Raw genomic sequence first — 16427 nt, forward strand, 5'->3', positions numbered from 1 at the left:
AGCATGTCGAAGCGGTCTCCCCGCTTCATAAAATCACAACAACTGCTTGAATAAGGAGAACAAAAATGAAAAAGCAGATTGGCTTCACTCTCATCGAACTTGCCATCGTCCTCGTCATCATCGGACTGTTGCTAGGCGGCGTGCTGAAAGGTCAGGAACTGATCAACAGCGCCAAGGTGAAAAACATGGTGAGCGACTTCAAGAACCTCCAGGTATTCATCTACGGCTATCAGGACAAATACAAAGCGTTGCCTGGCGACGATGCGGCTTCGACTACGCATACCGGTTGCACAGCCGGGGCCAACGGCAGTTGCGCGGATGGCAACGGCAACAGTTTGATCGAGGGAAACTGGGACTCGACGAATACCAGCGATGAATCGGTGCGCTTCTGGCAACACATTCGTTTGGCTGGATTAGCGCCAGGAGCGACAGACCCGAGCAACGCGACATTTCTGCCGCGCAATGCCGACGGCGGTCGCATCGGCATTCAAAGTACTAGCGTGGTAGGTGCTACGCCGACAGGATTGAGCGGGGCCTATATCGCCTGCTCGGCCGGCGTGTTGGGACGCTACGCCAAGCAGATCGATACGGTACTCGATGATGGCACAACCAGCACCGGCTCGGTGAGAGCTTATAGTACGGTAGCTGGCGGATGGCTCACCAACACCGGCCTCGACGATTCAACGCCATACAATATCTGTATGGCGTTTTAAATCATCGGCCGCGGTTATTTGATGATCGCGGCCAACTCGCCCTTCTTGTAGCGTTCAGCCATTTTTTCGCAGGACAGCGCCTTAATCTTGCTTGCTTGCCCCGCCGAACCGAAGGCTTCGAAACGAGCGCGGCAGATGTCCTGCATGGCCTTTGTCGAGGCGATCAAGAACTTGCGCGGGTCGAAATCCTTGGCATTGGCGGGATCGTAAAGGTGGCGCCGAACCGCACCCGTGGAGGCCAGGCGTAAATCGGTGTCGATGTTGACCTTGCGCACACCGTGCTTGATGCCTTCGACGATTTCTTCCACCGGCACGCCATAAGTCTCAGGAATCGCGCCGCCGTTGTCGTTGATGATCTTGAGCCATTCCTGCGGCACGCTGGAAGAACCGTGCATCACCAAGTGCGTATTCGGGATGCGGGCGTGGATTTCCTTGATACGGCCGATGGCCAGCGTTTCACCAGTGGGGGGGCGGCTGAACTTGTAGGCGCCATGCGAAGTCCCGATGGCGATAGCCAATGCATCCACCCCGGTCGCCTTGACGAAATCGGCCGCTTGCTCGGGGTCGGTCAGCAGCGAGGAATGATCCAGCACGCCTTCCGCACCATGACCGTCTTCTTCCCCCGCCATGCCGGTTTCCAGCGAACCCAGGCACCCCAGTTCGCCTTCCACCGATACGCCGACCGCATGCGCCATCTGAACCACGCCGCGGGTGACTTCGACGTTGTATTCGTAGGTCGCAGGCGTCTTCATATCTTCCCTGAGCGAGCCATCCATCATCACGCTGGAAAAACCGGAACGGATTGCCTGGATACAAACAGCAGGCGACGCGCCGTGGTCCTGGTGCATCACCACCGGGATATGCGGATAGGCCTCGACGGCAGCGGCGATCATGTGACGCAAAAACGCCTCGCCGGCATATTTGCGGGCACCGGCAGAGCCCTGCATGATGACCGGACTATCGACGGCCTCGGCTGCCTGCATGATGGCGTGGATCTGCTCCATGTTGTTGACGTTGAATGCGGGCAGACCATAGCTGTATTCCGCAGCGTGATCCAAGAGTTGTCTCAGTGATACTAGTGCCATAACTTGCTCTCCTAATTCATGTTCAGGCAGTGCCCGCTGTTTTGCCGTGCTGTCCTACGCGCACAATCTTCATGGTATTGGTGCCGCCCGCCTTGCCGATCGGCTCGCCGATCGTCAGCAGGATCAAGTCGCCGTCATTAGCCGCACCGCGGCGGCGCAACTCGTCTTCTGCCGCCTGAAGGATCACATCCCGGTCATCGCTGACTTGGTCGAACCTGAACGGATAGACTCCCCGGTAAAGCGTAAGTTTGCGCCGCGTTTCCTTTTCCGGCGTTAGCGCATAGATCGGCACCTGAGTGTTGATGCGCGACATCCATTTTACGGTATTGCCCGATTGTGTCAGCGAGGCAATGGCTTTTACGTGTAAATGATTGGCCGTATAGATGGTAGCGAGCGCGATGGATTCGTCCACCCGGTGGAAATTCTCGTCCGTGCGACGCCCGTTGTAGATGTTGACCTGGGTATCGTATTCCCGTTCAGCCTCCAGGCAAACGCGATGCATGGCGGCAACGGATTCCATCGGGTATTTACCCGCAGCAGATTCCGCCGACAGCATGACAGCGTCTGTTCCATCCAACACGGCGTTGGCAACATCGGAAACCTCGGCACGGGTGGGAATTGGATTCTCGATCATCGACTCCATCATCTGTGTCGCCGTGATCACCAATTTGTTGCGCGCCCTGGCTTCGCGGATCATGCGCTTTTGCAGGCCGGGCACGGCGGCATCTCCGACTTCCACCCCCAAATCGCCGCGCGCCACCATGATGGCATCGCTGGCTTCAATGATTTCGGATAATGCGGCAATCGCTTCGGCGCGCTCGATCTTGGCGACCACGCTAGCATAGCCGCCGGCTTCTTTGATCAAATCCCTCGCCAATTGCACATCGGCACCGCAGCGAGGAAACGAAATCGCCACATAATCTGCCTCTAGCGCCGCAGCCGTGCGAATGTCTTCTCGGTCCTTTTCCGTCAGGGCCGCTGCCGAAAGTCCACCGCCTTGACGGTTGATACCCTTGTTGTTAGAAAGCACGCCGGTCTGGTTGACCGTACATACGATTTCGGCACCGTGAACATCGTCGACAGTCATGACCATACGGCCATCATCCAGCAACAGCACCGCTCCTGGTTCAACGTCGCGCGGTAGCTCCTTGTAGTCGAGCCCCACACGCTGCTGGTTGCCGAGTTCGCAATTAGCGTCGAGGATGAATTTGTCGCCGGCCTGAAGCAGTACCTTGCCGTTTTCGAACTTGCCGATGCGGATTTTCGGGCCTTGCAGGTCGCACAACACGCCAACGGGGCGATGGCGGTCGTGTGCAATTTCGCGGACGAGATTGGCGCGGTCGATGTGATCCTGCGCGGTGCCGTGGGAGAAATTAAGCCTGACGACATCGACCCCGGCGTCGATCATGCTTTCCAGCACCTCTCGGCTACTGGAAGCAGGTCCCAGGGTGGCGACGATTTTGGTTTGGCGTCTGGTCACGGAATGGGCTTCTCTAAATTGAGGATATTTTCATTATCCGCAATTTAAGGTCCATGCCTAGACCGCTGTTGGCCCAGGCATGGAAAAGAGGGTTACTGCCCGCGCTGTTCCAGGATTTCGACAGCGGGCAGCTTCTTGCCTTCCAAGAACTCCAGGAAAGCACCGCCGCCGGTAGAGATGTAGGAAATGCGGTCGCCGATGTTGTACTTGGCAATCGCAGCCAGGGTGTCGCCGCCGCCGGCGATGGAGAACGCGGCGCTATCGGCAATCGCCAGGCCCAATGCCTTGGTACCTTCGCCGAACTGGTCGAACTCAAATACACCGACAGGGCCGTTCCAGACGATGGTGCCGGCCTTTTGCAGATAGGTAGCGTAGGTCTTGGCGGTTTCTGGGCCGATGTCGAAAATCATGTCGTCGTCGGCGATCTCGCTGACTTTCTTGACTACGGCTGGTTCGTTGGCGTCGAACTTCTTGCCGACAACCACATCGGTCGGGACGGGAATCTCGCTGCCCTTGGCCTTGGCGGCTTCCATCAGACGACGAGCCTCATCCACCAGGTCTGCTTCATACAAGGACTTGCCGACATTGAAGCCGGCAGCCTTGATGAAGGTATTGGCGATGCCGCCGCCGACAATCAGTTGGTCCACGATATGGGAGAGGGATTCCAGCACGGTCAGCTTGGTGGAAACCTTGCTGCCGCCGACAATCGCCACCAAGGGACGAGCGGGTTCCTTGAGTGCTTTGCCCAAAGCTTCGAGCTCGGCGGCCAACAGCGGGCCAGCACAGGCAACCTTGGCGAACTTGGCAACGCCATGCGTGGAAGCTTGGGCGCGGTGCGCGGTCCCGAACGCATCCATGACATAGATATCGCACAACTCGGACATTTCCCAGGAAAGCCGGTCCTCGTTGTTGTTTTCGCCGATATTGAAGCGGACGTTTTCCAGCACGGCCACTTCGCCGTCCTGCATGTTCTGCACGTAGCTCTTACCGTTACCTAGCCAGTCCTGATAGAGGCGAACATCGCGACCGAGCAGTTTGGCCAAATGGTCGGCAACCGGACGCAGACTGTCCTTGTCCGTATAGCGGCCTTCCGTCGGGCCTTCTTTGGGGCGCCCCAGGTGCGACATCAACATGACCTTGGCCCCGGCTTCCATCGCGTGCTTGATGGTCGGCAACGAAGCGCGGATGCGCGTATCGTCGGCGACGCTGCCGTCTTCGTTCTGCGGCACGTTGAGGTCTTCGCGGATCAGGACGCGCTTGCCCTTGAGATCCAGGTCGGTCATTTTGATGATGGACATAATCGTTCCCTTTGCGCGATGAACAACGGGGGCCGTGTGGCCCCCGCATCAAGGATTATTATTTGGCGACGTGACGCACCAGTCGCATGAGGTTGCAGGTGTAGCCATATTCGTTATCGTACCAGGCCACGACTTTCACAAACGTCGGATCGAGCATGATGCCTGCATCGGCGTCGAATACTGAGGGGCAGACTTCTCCACGGAAATCGGTGGAAACCACCTTGTCTTCGGTGTAGCCCAGCACATCCTTGAGCGCGCCTTCAGAAGCGGCCTTCATGGCCTTGCAGATGTCTTCGTAGCTGGCTTCTTTGGCGAGTTCGCAGGTCAGGTCGACTACGGAAACGTCGGAGGTCGGCACGCGGAACGCCATGCCGGTGAGCTTCTTGTTAAGCTCGGGGATGACCTTGCCGACCGCCTTGGCTGCGCCGGTGGAGGACGGGATGATGTTTTCCAGGATACCGCGGCCACCGCGCCAATCCTTGTTGGAAGGGCCGTCCACGGTCTTTTGCGTAGCGGTGGCTGCGTGCACGGTGGTCATCAAGCCGCGCTTGATGCCGAAGGCATCGTTCAGCACCTTGGTCACCGGTGCCAGGGCGTTGGTGGTACAGGAAGCAGCGGAAACGATGGCTTCGCCACCGTAGGTGTCGTGGTTGACGCCGTAGACATACATCGGGGTGTCGTCCTTGGACGGCGCGGATTGCACGACCTTCTTGGCACCTGCGTCAATGTGCTTCTGACAGGTTTCCTTGGTCAGGAACAGGCCCGTACATTCGATGACGATGTCGGCACCGACTTCGTTCCACTTCAATGCAGCGGGGTCTTTTTCGGCGGTCAGGCGGATCGGCTTGCCGTTCACCACCAGCGTATTGCCGTCGACAGAGACGTCGCCCTTGAAGCGGCCGTGCACGGAGTCGTGCTTCAGCATGTATGCAAGGTAGTCAGGCTCAAGCAGATCGTTGATCGCCACCACCTCGATTTCGGGGAAATCCTTGATCGCAGCGCGGAGCACCATGCGACCGATGCGGCCGAAGCCATTGATACCTACTTTGATAGCCATACTACACACCTCTCCATAAAAGCCGTTTAAAAAATTCGAGGAAACCTACTTCCATAGCCCTGAGACAGCCGGGCATCGTGGGATTTCCGGGAATTTTTTAAGCAGCTTCAAACAAAAAGGGGGCCAACTACTCAGCCCCCTTCTTGTTTTACTGCATTGTATTACAGCACGGACTTAACGGTCTTGACCACGTTTTCAACCGTGAAGCCGAAGTGCTTCATCAGTGCGCCGCCAGGAGCGGATTCACCGAAGGTGTCGATACCGACCACTGCGCCTTCCAAGCCAACATACTTGCGCCAGAAGTCAGGGTGAGCAGCTTCGATAGCCACGCGCTTCACGCCCGGGGTCAGCACGCTGTCGCGGTAAGCCTGGTCTTGTGCGTCGAACACGTTGGTGGACGGCATGGAAACCACGCGCACCTTGGTGCCGGCAGCGTTCAGCTCGGCAGCAGCCTTCACAGCCAGGTCCAGTTCGGAACCGTTGGCGATGATGATCACATCAGCCTTGCCTGCAACGTCGGAGAACACGTAACCACCCTTGCGGATCAGGTCGATCTGCGCTGCATCGTGCTTGATGCCGGGCAGGTTCTGACGGGACAGCACCAGGCTGGTCGGGCCGTCGGTCTTCTCGACAGCGGCAACCCATGCCACAGCGGTTTCGGTTGCATCAGCAGGACGCCACACGGTCATGCGCGGAATGTAGCGCAGGCCGGAGGTGTTTTCGACCGGCTGGTGGGTCGGGCCGTCTTCGCCTTGACCGATGGAGTCGTGGGTCAGCACGTAGACCACACGTTGCTTCATCAGCGCGGACATACGCATACCGTTCTTCATGTAATCGGAGAACATGTGGAAGGTACCGCCGAAAGGCAGCAAGCCGCCGTGCAGTGCCATACCGTTCATGATCGCAGCCATACCGAATTCGCGGACACCATAGGAGATGTAGTTGCCGGGTTCCTTGCCGCTCACGTGCTTGAAGCTGCCCGTGCTGGTCAGGTTGGAGCCGGTCAAGTCTGCGGAACCGCCGAGGAATTCAGGCAGCAGCGGAGCCAGAGCGCCGATCACGTTTTGCGATGCCTTGCGGCTTGCAACGCCTTCAGCCTTGTCGTTGAAAGCAGCGATCATCTTGTCGGTTGCTTCCTTCCAGTTGGCCGGCAACTCGCCAGCCATACGGCGCTTGAATTCAGCAGCTTCAGCCGGGAAAGCCTTGGCGTAAGCGTCGAACTTGGCGTTCCATGCAGATTCGCGCTCTGCACCCTTGGCCTTTTGATCCCAGCCGGCGTAGACGTCTGCGGGGATTTCGAACGGAGGATAGTTCCAGCCGATGTTGGCGCGGGTTGCTGCAACTTCGTCTTCGCCCAGCGCAGAGCCGTGGCAGTCGTGGGAACCGCACTTGTTCGGGGAACCCTTGCCGATGATGGTCTTGCAGCAGATCAGGGAAGGCTTGTCGGTAACCTTCTTGGCTGCGTCGATTGCGGCTTGGATAGCAGCGGAATCGTGACCATCGACGGACTGAACGTGCCAGCCGTAAGCTTCGAAACGCTTGGCGGTGTCATCGGTGTACCAGCCTTCGATGTGGCCGTCGATGGAGATACCGTTGTCGTCCCAGAATGCCATCAGCTTGCCCAGGCCCCAAGTGCCGGCCAGTGCGCAAGCTTCGTGGGAAACGCCTTCCATCATACAGCCGTCGCCCAGGAACACGTAGGTGTAGTGGTCGACGATGTCGTGGCCGGGCTTATTGAACTGATTGGCCAGCAGCTTTTCAGCCATGGCGAAACCAACGCCGTTGGCGATACCCTGGCCCAGCGGACCGGTGGTGGTTTCAACGCCAGGAGCGTAGCCGTATTCCGGGTGACCGGCGCAACGGGAGTGCAGCTGACGGAAGCTCTTGATGTCGTCCATCGTGACGTCGTAGCCGGTCAGGTGCAGCAGGGAGTAAATCAGCATGGAGCCGTGACCGTTGGACAGCACGAAGCGGTCGCGGTTAGCCCATTGCGGGTTGGTCGGGTTGTGGCTCAGGTTGTGGTTCCACAACACTTCGGCGATTTCCGCCATACCCATGGGGGCGCCTGGGTGACCGGAATTGGCCTTTTGAACAGCATCCATGGATAGTGCACGGATGGCATTTGCTAAATCAGTACGAGTTGCCATATTCAATCCCCTAGTCCTAAAAAGAGAAAATATTTCTATTAGAGATAAATAATCCCTGCCGCCACTCTAGGAAGTGGAGCAAGGACAATTTGATTACCCGGAAATTTACCTCCGCGGAAACAGGCACTTCTATTCGTTAACTGCACGCGCCTTGGAGGTTATCGGGCTATTATTGCCCAGTTGGGCGTATAGGGCAATAGTTCAGCCCATTGAGAAACCTCGATTTATTCGTCTTTCCACTTGATGGAACAGCCCATGCCGGGTATCTGTTCAGCCGGTCCGCGGCCGGTATCGGCGACCTCCCTCATGGCCTCGAACAAGTCCCGGCGCACGCCTTCCGGCGCGGTCTCCTTGCGCGACTCGTCAAAGCGTCCGCGATACTGCAATTCCAGCTGGCCGTTAAAACCGAAAAAGTCCGGCGTACACACCGCACCGTAGGCTTTAGCAATCGCCTGGCTCTCGTCAAACAGATATGGAAACGGAAAGCTGAATTCCGCCGCCACCGCCTTCATGTTGTCGAAAGAATCCTCCGGATAATCGCTGGGATCGTTCGACATGATTGCGACAGCATTGACGCCCATCGCTTTCAACTCGTTCAGGTCGCGCACCAGCCGCGTGCGAATCGCCTTGACGTAGGGACAGTGGTTGCAGATGAACATCACCAGCGTCCCATTGGGTCCGGCCACCTCGGAAAGGCTCCAGGTTTTGCCGTCCACACCCGGCAGGGAAAAATCCGGGGCCTTCCAACCGAAATCGCAGACTGGGGTTTGCAGGCTGACCATGATGCTGACTCCTTATTTACCGTTACAATTTGCTTAAATTTTAACATCTCCAGATAGCGCCCATCATGTCCGCCCCACGTTTCCACTGCCCCGCCAACCTCGCCCTGGGCGCCATCGTCGAATTGCCGGAAGTCGCCGCCCATCACGCGGCCCGCGTGCTACGCATGAAAGCCGGGGACGCAGTCACGCTCTTCAACGGCGACGGCCACAACTACGGCGGCGAGATCATCCGCCTCAGCAAGAGCGAAGTCGTGGTGAAGATCGACAGCCGCGTCTGGGTAGAACGCGAATCGCCGCTCACCATCACTCTGGCCCAAGCCATCTCCAGCGGCGACCGCATGGATTACACCCTACAAAAAGCCGTGGAACTCGGCATCAACGCCATCCAGCCCATCGCGGCCGAGCGCAGCGTGGTCAAACTCTCGGGTGACCGTGCCGACAAACGCCGCGAACACTGGCAGAACGTCGTCATTTCAGCCTGCGAGCAATGCGGCCGAGCCAGCGTTCCTGAAGTGGCGCCGATTCTTTCGCTGACCGACTGGCTCGGCAAAAACCAGAACTTCGGCCTCAAGCTCATGCTTTCGCCCGAGGCCGACCACACCTTGCACACCCTGACCAAGCCAGAAGATTCGATGTGCCTGCTGATCGGCTGCGAGGGCGGACTGTCCCCGCAAGAACAAGTAGCCGCAGCCTCGTGCGGCTTCGTATCCACCCGCTTAGGTCCTCGCGTCTTGAGGACGGAAACAGCTGCCGTCGCCGCGCTGTCGGCCATTCAAACCCTGTGGGGCGACTTTTTAAGATAGCCCCGATTTTCGCCCGACTGACCCTAAATTTTGCATATTGCGCAGTATGTGTTTATTATTTGCCTAATACACACAACAGGAGCCAGCCATGCCGCTAGGACAAGCCATACGCAAACGTCGCAAGGCGTTAGGCCTCACGTTACAGCAGCTGGCTGACCGAACCTCGGCCGATACCGGCAATCTATCCCGCATCGAACGCGGCGAACAAGGCTTGTCCGAGGCCATGCTGCGGCGTCTATGCACCGCACTCGACTGCTCACCCGCATTTTTGTATGCTCACGCAGAAGCCGCAGCCGGTGCCTCCGCACAAGCCGCACCGCGGCTCAATCTGCTGCAACCGCAGGAATTCGTGAGCTGGTTCCGCTCCGTGGCACCTTATATCCACGCCTTCGGCGGTCGCACCTTCGTCATCGCCTTCGGCGGCGAAGTCGTGGACGACGGCCAGTTCGTGGCGCTCTCGCACGACCTCAACCTGCTCGCCAGCCTGGAAGTCAGGCTGGTGCTGGTCCACGGCTCGCGTCCGCAAATCGAATCCCGGTTGAAACGCAACAAGATCGAAACGCGCTTCGTCTCCGGCCTGCGCGTCACCGACGACGAAGCCATGGAAGCCGTGAAAGAAGCCAACGGCGCCATCCGCGTGGAAATCGAATCGCTGCTGTCGATGGGGCTGGTCAATTCGCCCATGGCCGGCTCGGACATTCGGGTAGCGAGCGGCAATTTCGTCACCGCCCGTCCGCTGGGCGTGCGCGACGGCGTCGATCTCCAGCATACCGGCGAGGTGCGCAAGGTCGACGCGATCGGCATCCAGAAGCGGCTGGACGATGGCGAACTGGTGCTGCTCTCGCCGCTCGGCTATTCGCCGACGGGCGAGGCGTTCAACCTCACGTTGGAAGACGTGGCCGCGAGCACGGCGATTGCGCTGGACGCCGACAAGCTGATCTTCCTGATGGATGCCGAAGGCGTACACAACTTGCGCGGCGAGCTGCTACGCGAAATGACGGCCGAGAAGGCCCGCAACCTGCTGCGGCACACGCAAAACCAGGAAGCCAAGCACATCGGCGAGGACGAACTGTGCTATTTGCCTGCCGCCATTCGGGCTTGTGCGGGAGGGGTGTCGCGCACCCACCTCATCAGCCGCCATACCGACGGCGCCATCTTGCAGGAGCTGTTCACCCACGACGGCATCGGCACCATGATCACCGAAATGCCGCTGGAAACCATGCGCAATGCAGAGATCGGCGATGTGGGCGGCATTCTCCAACTCATTGAGCCGCTTGAAGCGGAAGGCATCCTGGTACGGCGCGGCCGCGAGCGGCTGGAGATGGAGATCAACCATTTCTACGTGATGGAGCACGATGGCCGCATCATAGGTTGCGCGGCGCTGTATCCGTTTGCCGAGGAAAACATGGCGGAGCTAGCGTGCATGGCCGTCAATTCGTCCTTCCGCGGCGGCGGACGGGGCGACCGACTGCTGCACCATTGCGAAGAAGAAGCGCGGCAGAAGGGCATCAAGCACCTGTTCGTGCTCACGACGAGAACTGCGCACTGGTTCATCGAACGCGGTTTCGTCGAGCAGGATATCTCGGCGTTGCCCAAGCAAAAGCAGCAGCTGTATAACTTTCAGCGCCGCTCCAAGGTATTCATCAAACGTCTGTAGTTCATCGTTACATCACATCGGCGCTCCAATGCGCCGGTGTATTCCTCTACGTATCTCCCCGTATTGAAATTCCGCACACCGACAACATATTGTTAATCAGCGGAAACTCCCGCCAATCCACTTGTTTTGAAAGGAGATACTATGGCTACCCCGACCCGTTTCGATCCGTTCCAACTCTCTCCCGGCTTCGATCCGCTGGAGGACGTGTTCCGCGGATTCTTCCGCCCTGTGCGCGCGGAATCTGCACCGGACATGCAAATCAAGATGGACGTGAAGGAAGACGAGAAGAGCTATACCGTCCACGCCGAGATTCCCGGCGTGAAGAAAGAAGACATCCACGTCACCATAGAAGGCAACCTGGTGTCGATCAGCGCGGAAACCAAGCAGGAAAAAGACGTCAAGGAAGGCACCAAGGTGGTCCATTCGGAACGCTACTACGGCAAGGTGGCGCGGCGCTTCTCGTTGGCCAGCGATATCGACGAATCCGGCGCCCAAGCTAAATATAACGACGGCGTACTCGAACTGACGTTGCCGAAGAAATCTGCGACCTCGGCAAAGCGTCTGGATATTCACTAAAACGATTTACTAAAGCACGGTTCTGAGACAGGCACCCTGCAGCGCAGGCGTGGCCTCTTGAGCTACAAATTGCAGCCATGCAATTCCTGTCTTCAGGACCGTTTTCTATTTAAAAATCTTCAGCATGTCGGCCGTAATGCGCTGCTTGAGCGTGAAGTAATCCTTCCACGGATCTTCGTGCAGCTTTTTCAGCCGCTCCACAGCGTTGCGGGTGTTAAAGGTATCGGCGCGCAATCCCTCCCCAAGTTCATCCCAAAAAATTGGCATGGAAACCGTGGCCTCAGGCTTGGCCCTGGTTGAGTAGGCCGCCACTGCCGTCGCACCTTGCCCGTTGCGCAGGTAGTCGATAAAAATGCGCCCGCCGCGCTTGGCCTTGGACATATTGGAGGTAAACCGCTCAGGCAACATGTTCGCCAGGTGCTCGGCTATCGCTTTCGAAAACGGCTTCACCTCGTCCCAGGTGCGTTCGGGCTTGAGCGGCACCACGATATGCAGGCCCTTGCCACCCGTCGTCTTGAGAAAACTGGCAAGGCCGATTTCATCCAGCAAGCCGTGCACCAGCTGCGCTCCCTCCACCACGTTTTCCCACGGCAAATCTTCCGCAGGATCGAGGTCGAAAATCATGCGGTCAGGCTTGTCTAGATGCCCTTTGCTCGATCCCCAGGTATGCAGTTCCAGCACGCCCATTTGCACCAGCCCGATCACGGCCGCCACATCATTCGCCATCATGTAGGTCGCGGGACCTTCTTCTTCCGGCACTTCGATAGGCTTTATGGCTTCGGGGATGGTCTCGTTGACGTGTTTTTGAAAAAAGCATTTGTGCTCGCCGCCTTGCGGGCAACGCACCAGCGTCAACGGGCGATTCTTGAGATGCGGCACGATCCATTCGCCCACGGCCTCGTAATATTCGGCCAAGCCCAGCTTGGTCAAGCCGATACGGGGAAACAGAACCTTGGACGGGTTTGAAATCTCGATGCCCTCGAGATTGGTTTTGCCGGGTTTCGCTAATCGGCTCTCCGCAGCCTTGGCAGCGGCTTTCGGCTTAACAGTGGGTGTATCCTTCGTGGCCCGCTCGACCTCTTTTTCCGAGATGGGCCGCTCTCGCATGATCTCCCGCGCAGGCTTGTCGCCCCGCAATCCGACGAACGAGGCATGGCGGATATGCCCGCCTTCCGTCCATTCGGCAAACTCCACCTCGGCCACCAGCTCCGGTCGCAACCAGTGCACGCCGCGCGCTTCGGCCCCTTTGGGCGGATTGCTGAACGGCGCCCGATCCTGCTCCAGTTTTGTGAAATTCCCCGCAACAGTCTTCAGGCGCTTGGCGTCGAACCCCGTACCCACCTTGCCGCAATAGCGCAGCCCATCGCCTTCGTTCACGCCCACCAGCAGCGCCCCGAAAGCTTCCCGCGAGCCGCCGGGATCGGTATATCCGCCGACGACGAACTCCTGCCGCCGCTTGCACTTCACCTTGAGCCAGCTGCGCCCTCGCGTTTGCTGATATCCAGCATCCGCTCGCTTGGCGACGATGCCCTCCAGGCCGTGCATGCAGGCATGCTCGAATACATCGTGGGCGTTGCCGACGATATGATCGCTGTAGAGAATCGGCCCATCCTGCGGCATGCCCTCCATCAGCTTTTTTAACAGCCGCTTGCGCTCGGCGAGCGGCACGGCTGCAAGCTCATAGCCGTCGAGATAGACCAGGTCGAACACGTAATAAGCCAGTTGCGCCGACTTGCCCAGGCGCATCTTGTTTTGCAATGCCTGAAAACTCACCTTACCCTCGGCATCCAGCGCGACCACTTCCCCATCGATCCAGGCCTGCTTGACCGGGAACGATTTGAGCACATCGGCTAGGCTTGGCCATTTGCCGGTCCAATCGTTGCCGGCGCGGGTGTAGATCTGGACCTCGCCCTGGTCAATCCTGGTCAAGGCGCGATACCCGTCGAACTTCACCTCAGACAGCCATTGCTCGCCTTCGGGGGCTTGTTCGGCCAAGGTGGCCAATTGGGGTTTGATGGGGTCCGGCATGGGTGTGGCCTCTGCACCGTTAACGGCGCTTGGGTCCACCTCCGATTCTGCAACAGGTTTGGCATCGGCAATCACTCGCCGCTTGGCTTTGGATTTAGGCTTTTCCACCATCGGCACCGGATGCTCCGACACGCTTTCGGGCCGCAGCTCGGTGATATGCGCCGCTTCGCCGTTCCGGGCCTCCTCGTCGTGCTCCTTGATCAGCAGCCAGTTTTCCTTGTCCTTCTCCTGGCCGTGTATCCGCACCAGCGTCCAGCCGCCATGCAGTTTGTGTCCGTCCAGATGAAATTTGAGCCGTCCCTGCTTGTATCCCTTGACCGGATCGCCCTCCGGCTCCCACACGCCGCGATCCCATAGCTTGACGTGTCCCGCGCCGTATTGATGTTCGGGGATCACGCCTTCAAAGGTTCCGTAATCCAGCGGATGATCTTCCACGTGTACGGCCAGCCGTTTGTCTGCCGGATCGAGGCTCGGGCCTTTGGGCACCGCCCAGCTTTTAAGCGTGCCTTCCAGTTCCAGCCGAAAGTCGTAGTGCAGCCGGGTGGCGTGGTGTTCCTGGATGAAATAATGTAACTCGCGCCCCGGCCTAACCACCTTGCCGTGCGGCTCCGGCGTGATCTTGAAATCGCGTTTCTGCCAATATTTTTCCAATCCCATCGGCATTCCTTTCCAGCGGTTTTAGCGGGCGGCGCTGCGTCCGGTTCGCGTCGAAGTCTTGGCCCCCGGCCGCGCGCTCGGTTTAGCTGCGGGCTTGCGAGCGGCGGTTTTCGTTACCTTGGCGGGAGTGCGTTCTTCGTCCGAAGATTCTTCTTTTATCGTGCGTGCCGGTTTCTTGCCTTTCTGCCCGATACTCTTCTTGAGCAGGTCCATCAGATCCACCACCTTGGCACTTTGGCGCGGCGCTTCGCCCGGCTCGGCTTCCATGACAGTCTTGGTCTGGTTGGCGCGGATTTTCTTATCCACCAACGCCATGACGTCGTCGTAATAAGTATCGCGATAGTGCTCGGGCTGCCAGAACTCGGTCATGTCCTCCAGCAGCGAAAGCGCCATCTTGATTTCCTTGTCGGAAACGGCCGCCGTCTTGGATTTGGCATCCGGCAGGTTGAGTTCGCTCATCGACCGAATCTCGTCCGGGTAGCGCAGCAGGTTGAGCACGATGGCGCGGTCCATGGGCAGTAGCGCGGCGATATGCTGCTTGGTGCGAATCACGACCTTGGCGATGCCCACCTTGTTGGCGCGTTTCAAGGTTTCGCGCAGCAGCACGTACACTTTGTCGCCGCCGCGGCTGGGAGAAAGGTAATACGGCTGCTCGTAATAGATGATGGGGATATCTTCCGCATCCACGAAGGCCTGGATATCGATGGTCTGCGTCGCCTCCACGTTGGCGCGCTTCAGCTCCTCTTCAGAAAGCACCACGTACTGGCCTTTTTCGTACTCGTAGCCTTTGACGATATCGTTCCACTCGATATCCTTGCCGGTCTCCTTGTTGTAGCGCTTGTAGCCCACGGGCGAAAAATCGCGCTTGTCCAACATGTCCAGGTCCAAGCCGTGACGGCTCTCCGCCGGATACAACTCCACCGGAATATGCACCAGCCCGAAGCTGATCGCGCCTTTCCACAATGCTCTCGGCATGATGTGAATCACCTCCCGGAATCGCTCGTAATTCTTCTGATAGACCCGGCGGCGCCGACAAAGGTTTCTACGCCTCAAGCACAAGCGGATGTATTTGCGGAATTCAAAAACCCCAAGATACTGTGTTATTGATGGCTAGCATTCCAATATAATGTGGTTTAAGATAACGACTGATTAATCGGCCAAGCTCAAGGAGAAGCACCATGACCATCAAGATTGAAAAGAAGATCACCGGCTACAATGTCATGACTGAGGAAGACAAAGCCAAGGCCGAAACCCCAGTCGTCGCAACGCCGGAACCTGCCAAAAGCGCGGAGATTTTCATGATGGGTGAACCGCTTTCCCGCCCCGAAAAGCTTGTGGGTAACACCTACAAGATCAAGACCCCGGTGACCGAGCACGCGCTCTACATCACCATCAACGACATCATCATGAACGAAGGCACGCCGCAGGAGCACCGCCGCCCCTTTGAAATCTTCATCAACTCCAAGAACATGGAACACTTCCAGTGGATCGTCGCGCTCACCCGCGTCATGTCCGCCGTGTTCCGCAAGGGCGGCGACATCACCTTCCTGGTTGAAGAGCTCCACAGCGTGTTCGACCCGCGCGGCGGCTACTTCAAGCGCGGCGGCAAATACATCCCCAGCCTGGTGGCCGAGATCGGCGAAGTCGTCGAACAGCACCTGCAAGAAATCGGCATGCTCAAAAAACCCGGCCCCGACGAGCATCAAAAGAAACTCATCGACGAAAAACGCGCCGAATACCTCGAACGCCAGAACCAGGAGTCTGCTGCCGAAGGCGAAGAAAGCAGCGCCTTCCCTGCTGGCGCGCAGCTATGCAACAAGTGCCAAACCAAGGCCGCGATTATTATGGATGGCTGTTTGACTTGCTTGAATTGCGGGGAGAGTAAGTGCGGTTAAGTTAGAAAAGGGGCTGCGGCCCCTTTTTTTTAGTTCCCCAACAAGGAAGCGGCCAAGGCATTCGCCAACGATCCGGAATACGCGCCTTTTGGTCAGGCGAGACAGGCGGGCAGCAAAAGCACATTGTTGTTGATCGACGATACGGACCTTGCCGGATCAATCCCCTATCTCCCTCGTTAATCAGGAGCATCCTCGCTAGACAAAATACAAGCCAGCGAAAGCTGGCTTTCTTGTTCCCAAGTGGCCGAA

13 protein-coding genes and 1 pseudogene are annotated in these 16427 nt (G+C 58.1%); 6 read left to right on the plus strand and 8 right to left on the minus strand.

All coding sequences use genetic code 11. From position 1 onward, the window contains the following. Positions 1–65: 65 nt before the first annotated feature. Entirely contained in the window at positions 66–713 is a 648-nt protein-coding gene (locus tag NMK_RS05560; protein ID WP_109014758.1) for a prepilin-type N-terminal cleavage/methylation domain-containing protein, read from the plus strand. A gap of 14 nt (positions 714–727) precedes the next feature. Here the strand turns inward: NMK_RS05560 and fba are convergent, their stop codons facing one another. From fba to NMK_RS05590, 6 genes are all read right to left on the minus strand, one after another. Next, complete coding sequence (fba, locus tag NMK_RS05565; RefSeq protein ID WP_109014759.1) at positions 728–1798, minus strand: class II fructose-bisphosphate aldolase; 1071 nt, start codon at positions 1796–1798, stop codon at positions 728–730. A 22-nt stretch (positions 1799–1820) separates the two neighbouring features. Further along, the gene (gene pyk / locus NMK_RS05570; RefSeq protein ID WP_109014760.1) at positions 1821–3278 is read right to left on the minus strand and encodes a pyruvate kinase; all 1458 of its coding nucleotides are present in this window, start codon (positions 3276–3278) and stop codon (positions 1821–1823) included. Positions 3279–3370: 92 nt separating this feature from the next. Next, positions 3371–4576, minus strand: a complete 1206-nt coding sequence (locus NMK_RS05575; RefSeq protein WP_109014761.1) for a phosphoglycerate kinase — start codon at positions 4574–4576, stop codon at positions 3371–3373. A gap of 58 nt (positions 4577–4634) precedes the next feature. Further along, a complete protein-coding gene (gene gap / locus NMK_RS05580) occupies positions 4635–5633 on the minus strand; it encodes a type I glyceraldehyde-3-phosphate dehydrogenase (protein ID WP_109014762.1) in 999 nt (332 codons plus the stop codon). A 161-nt stretch (positions 5634–5794) separates the two neighbouring features. After that, positions 5795–7780: a transketolase gene (gene tkt, locus NMK_RS05585; protein WP_109014763.1), complete on the minus strand. Its 1986-nt coding sequence runs from the start codon at positions 7778–7780 to the stop codon at positions 5795–5797. A gap of 224 nt (positions 7781–8004) precedes the next feature. Beyond that, entirely contained in the window at positions 8005–8562 is a 558-nt protein-coding gene (locus NMK_RS05590; RefSeq protein WP_109014764.1) for a thioredoxin family protein, read from the minus strand. A gap of 65 nt (positions 8563–8627) precedes the next feature. Between NMK_RS05590 and NMK_RS05595 the strand changes: the two genes are divergently transcribed. From NMK_RS05595 to NMK_RS05605, 3 genes are all read left to right on the plus strand, one after another. Then, positions 8628–9365: a 16S rRNA (uracil(1498)-N(3))-methyltransferase gene (locus NMK_RS05595; RefSeq protein WP_109014765.1), complete on the plus strand. Its 738-nt coding sequence runs from the start codon at positions 8628–8630 to the stop codon at positions 9363–9365. An 88-nt stretch (positions 9366–9453) separates the two neighbouring features. Continuing rightward, on the plus strand, positions 9454–11022 hold the full coding sequence (gene argA, locus NMK_RS05600) for an amino-acid N-acetyltransferase (RefSeq protein ID WP_109014766.1): 1569 nt from the start codon (positions 9454–9456) through the stop codon (positions 11020–11022). 141 nt (positions 11023–11163) lie between these two features. Beyond that, positions 11164–11598 carry an Hsp20/alpha crystallin family protein gene (locus NMK_RS05605; RefSeq protein WP_109014767.1) on the plus strand — a complete coding sequence of 145 codons (435 nt, stop codon included), beginning with the start codon at positions 11164–11166 and terminating at the stop codon, positions 11596–11598. Positions 11599–11703: 105 nt separating this feature from the next. Here the strand turns inward: NMK_RS05605 and ligD are convergent, their stop codons facing one another. Beyond that, positions 11704–14283 carry a DNA ligase D gene (gene ligD / locus NMK_RS05610; RefSeq protein ID WP_109014768.1) on the minus strand — a complete coding sequence of 860 codons (2580 nt, stop codon included), beginning with the start codon at positions 14281–14283 and terminating at the stop codon, positions 11704–11706. Positions 14284–14304: 21 nt separating this feature from the next. Beyond that, entirely contained in the window at positions 14305–15258 is a 954-nt protein-coding gene (gene ku, locus NMK_RS05615; protein ID WP_109014769.1) for a non-homologous end joining protein Ku, read from the minus strand. Positions 15259–15461: 203 nt separating this feature from the next. Between ku and NMK_RS05620 the strand changes: the two genes are divergently transcribed. Then, entirely contained in the window at positions 15462–16178 is a 717-nt protein-coding gene (locus NMK_RS05620; RefSeq protein WP_109014770.1) for a TSCPD domain-containing protein, read from the plus strand. 45 nt (positions 16179–16223) lie between these two features. Beyond that, positions 16224–16358 (plus strand): annotated as a pseudogene (locus NMK_RS19025) (DUF1330 domain-containing protein); the annotation flags it as partial. Between the last annotated feature and the right edge of the window lie 69 nt (positions 16359–16427).

It is taken from the genome of Novimethylophilus kurashikiensis (assembly GCF_003112435.1).
GTDB classification, from domain to species: domain Bacteria; phylum Pseudomonadota; class Gammaproteobacteria; order Burkholderiales; family Methylophilaceae; genus Novimethylophilus; species Novimethylophilus kurashikiensis.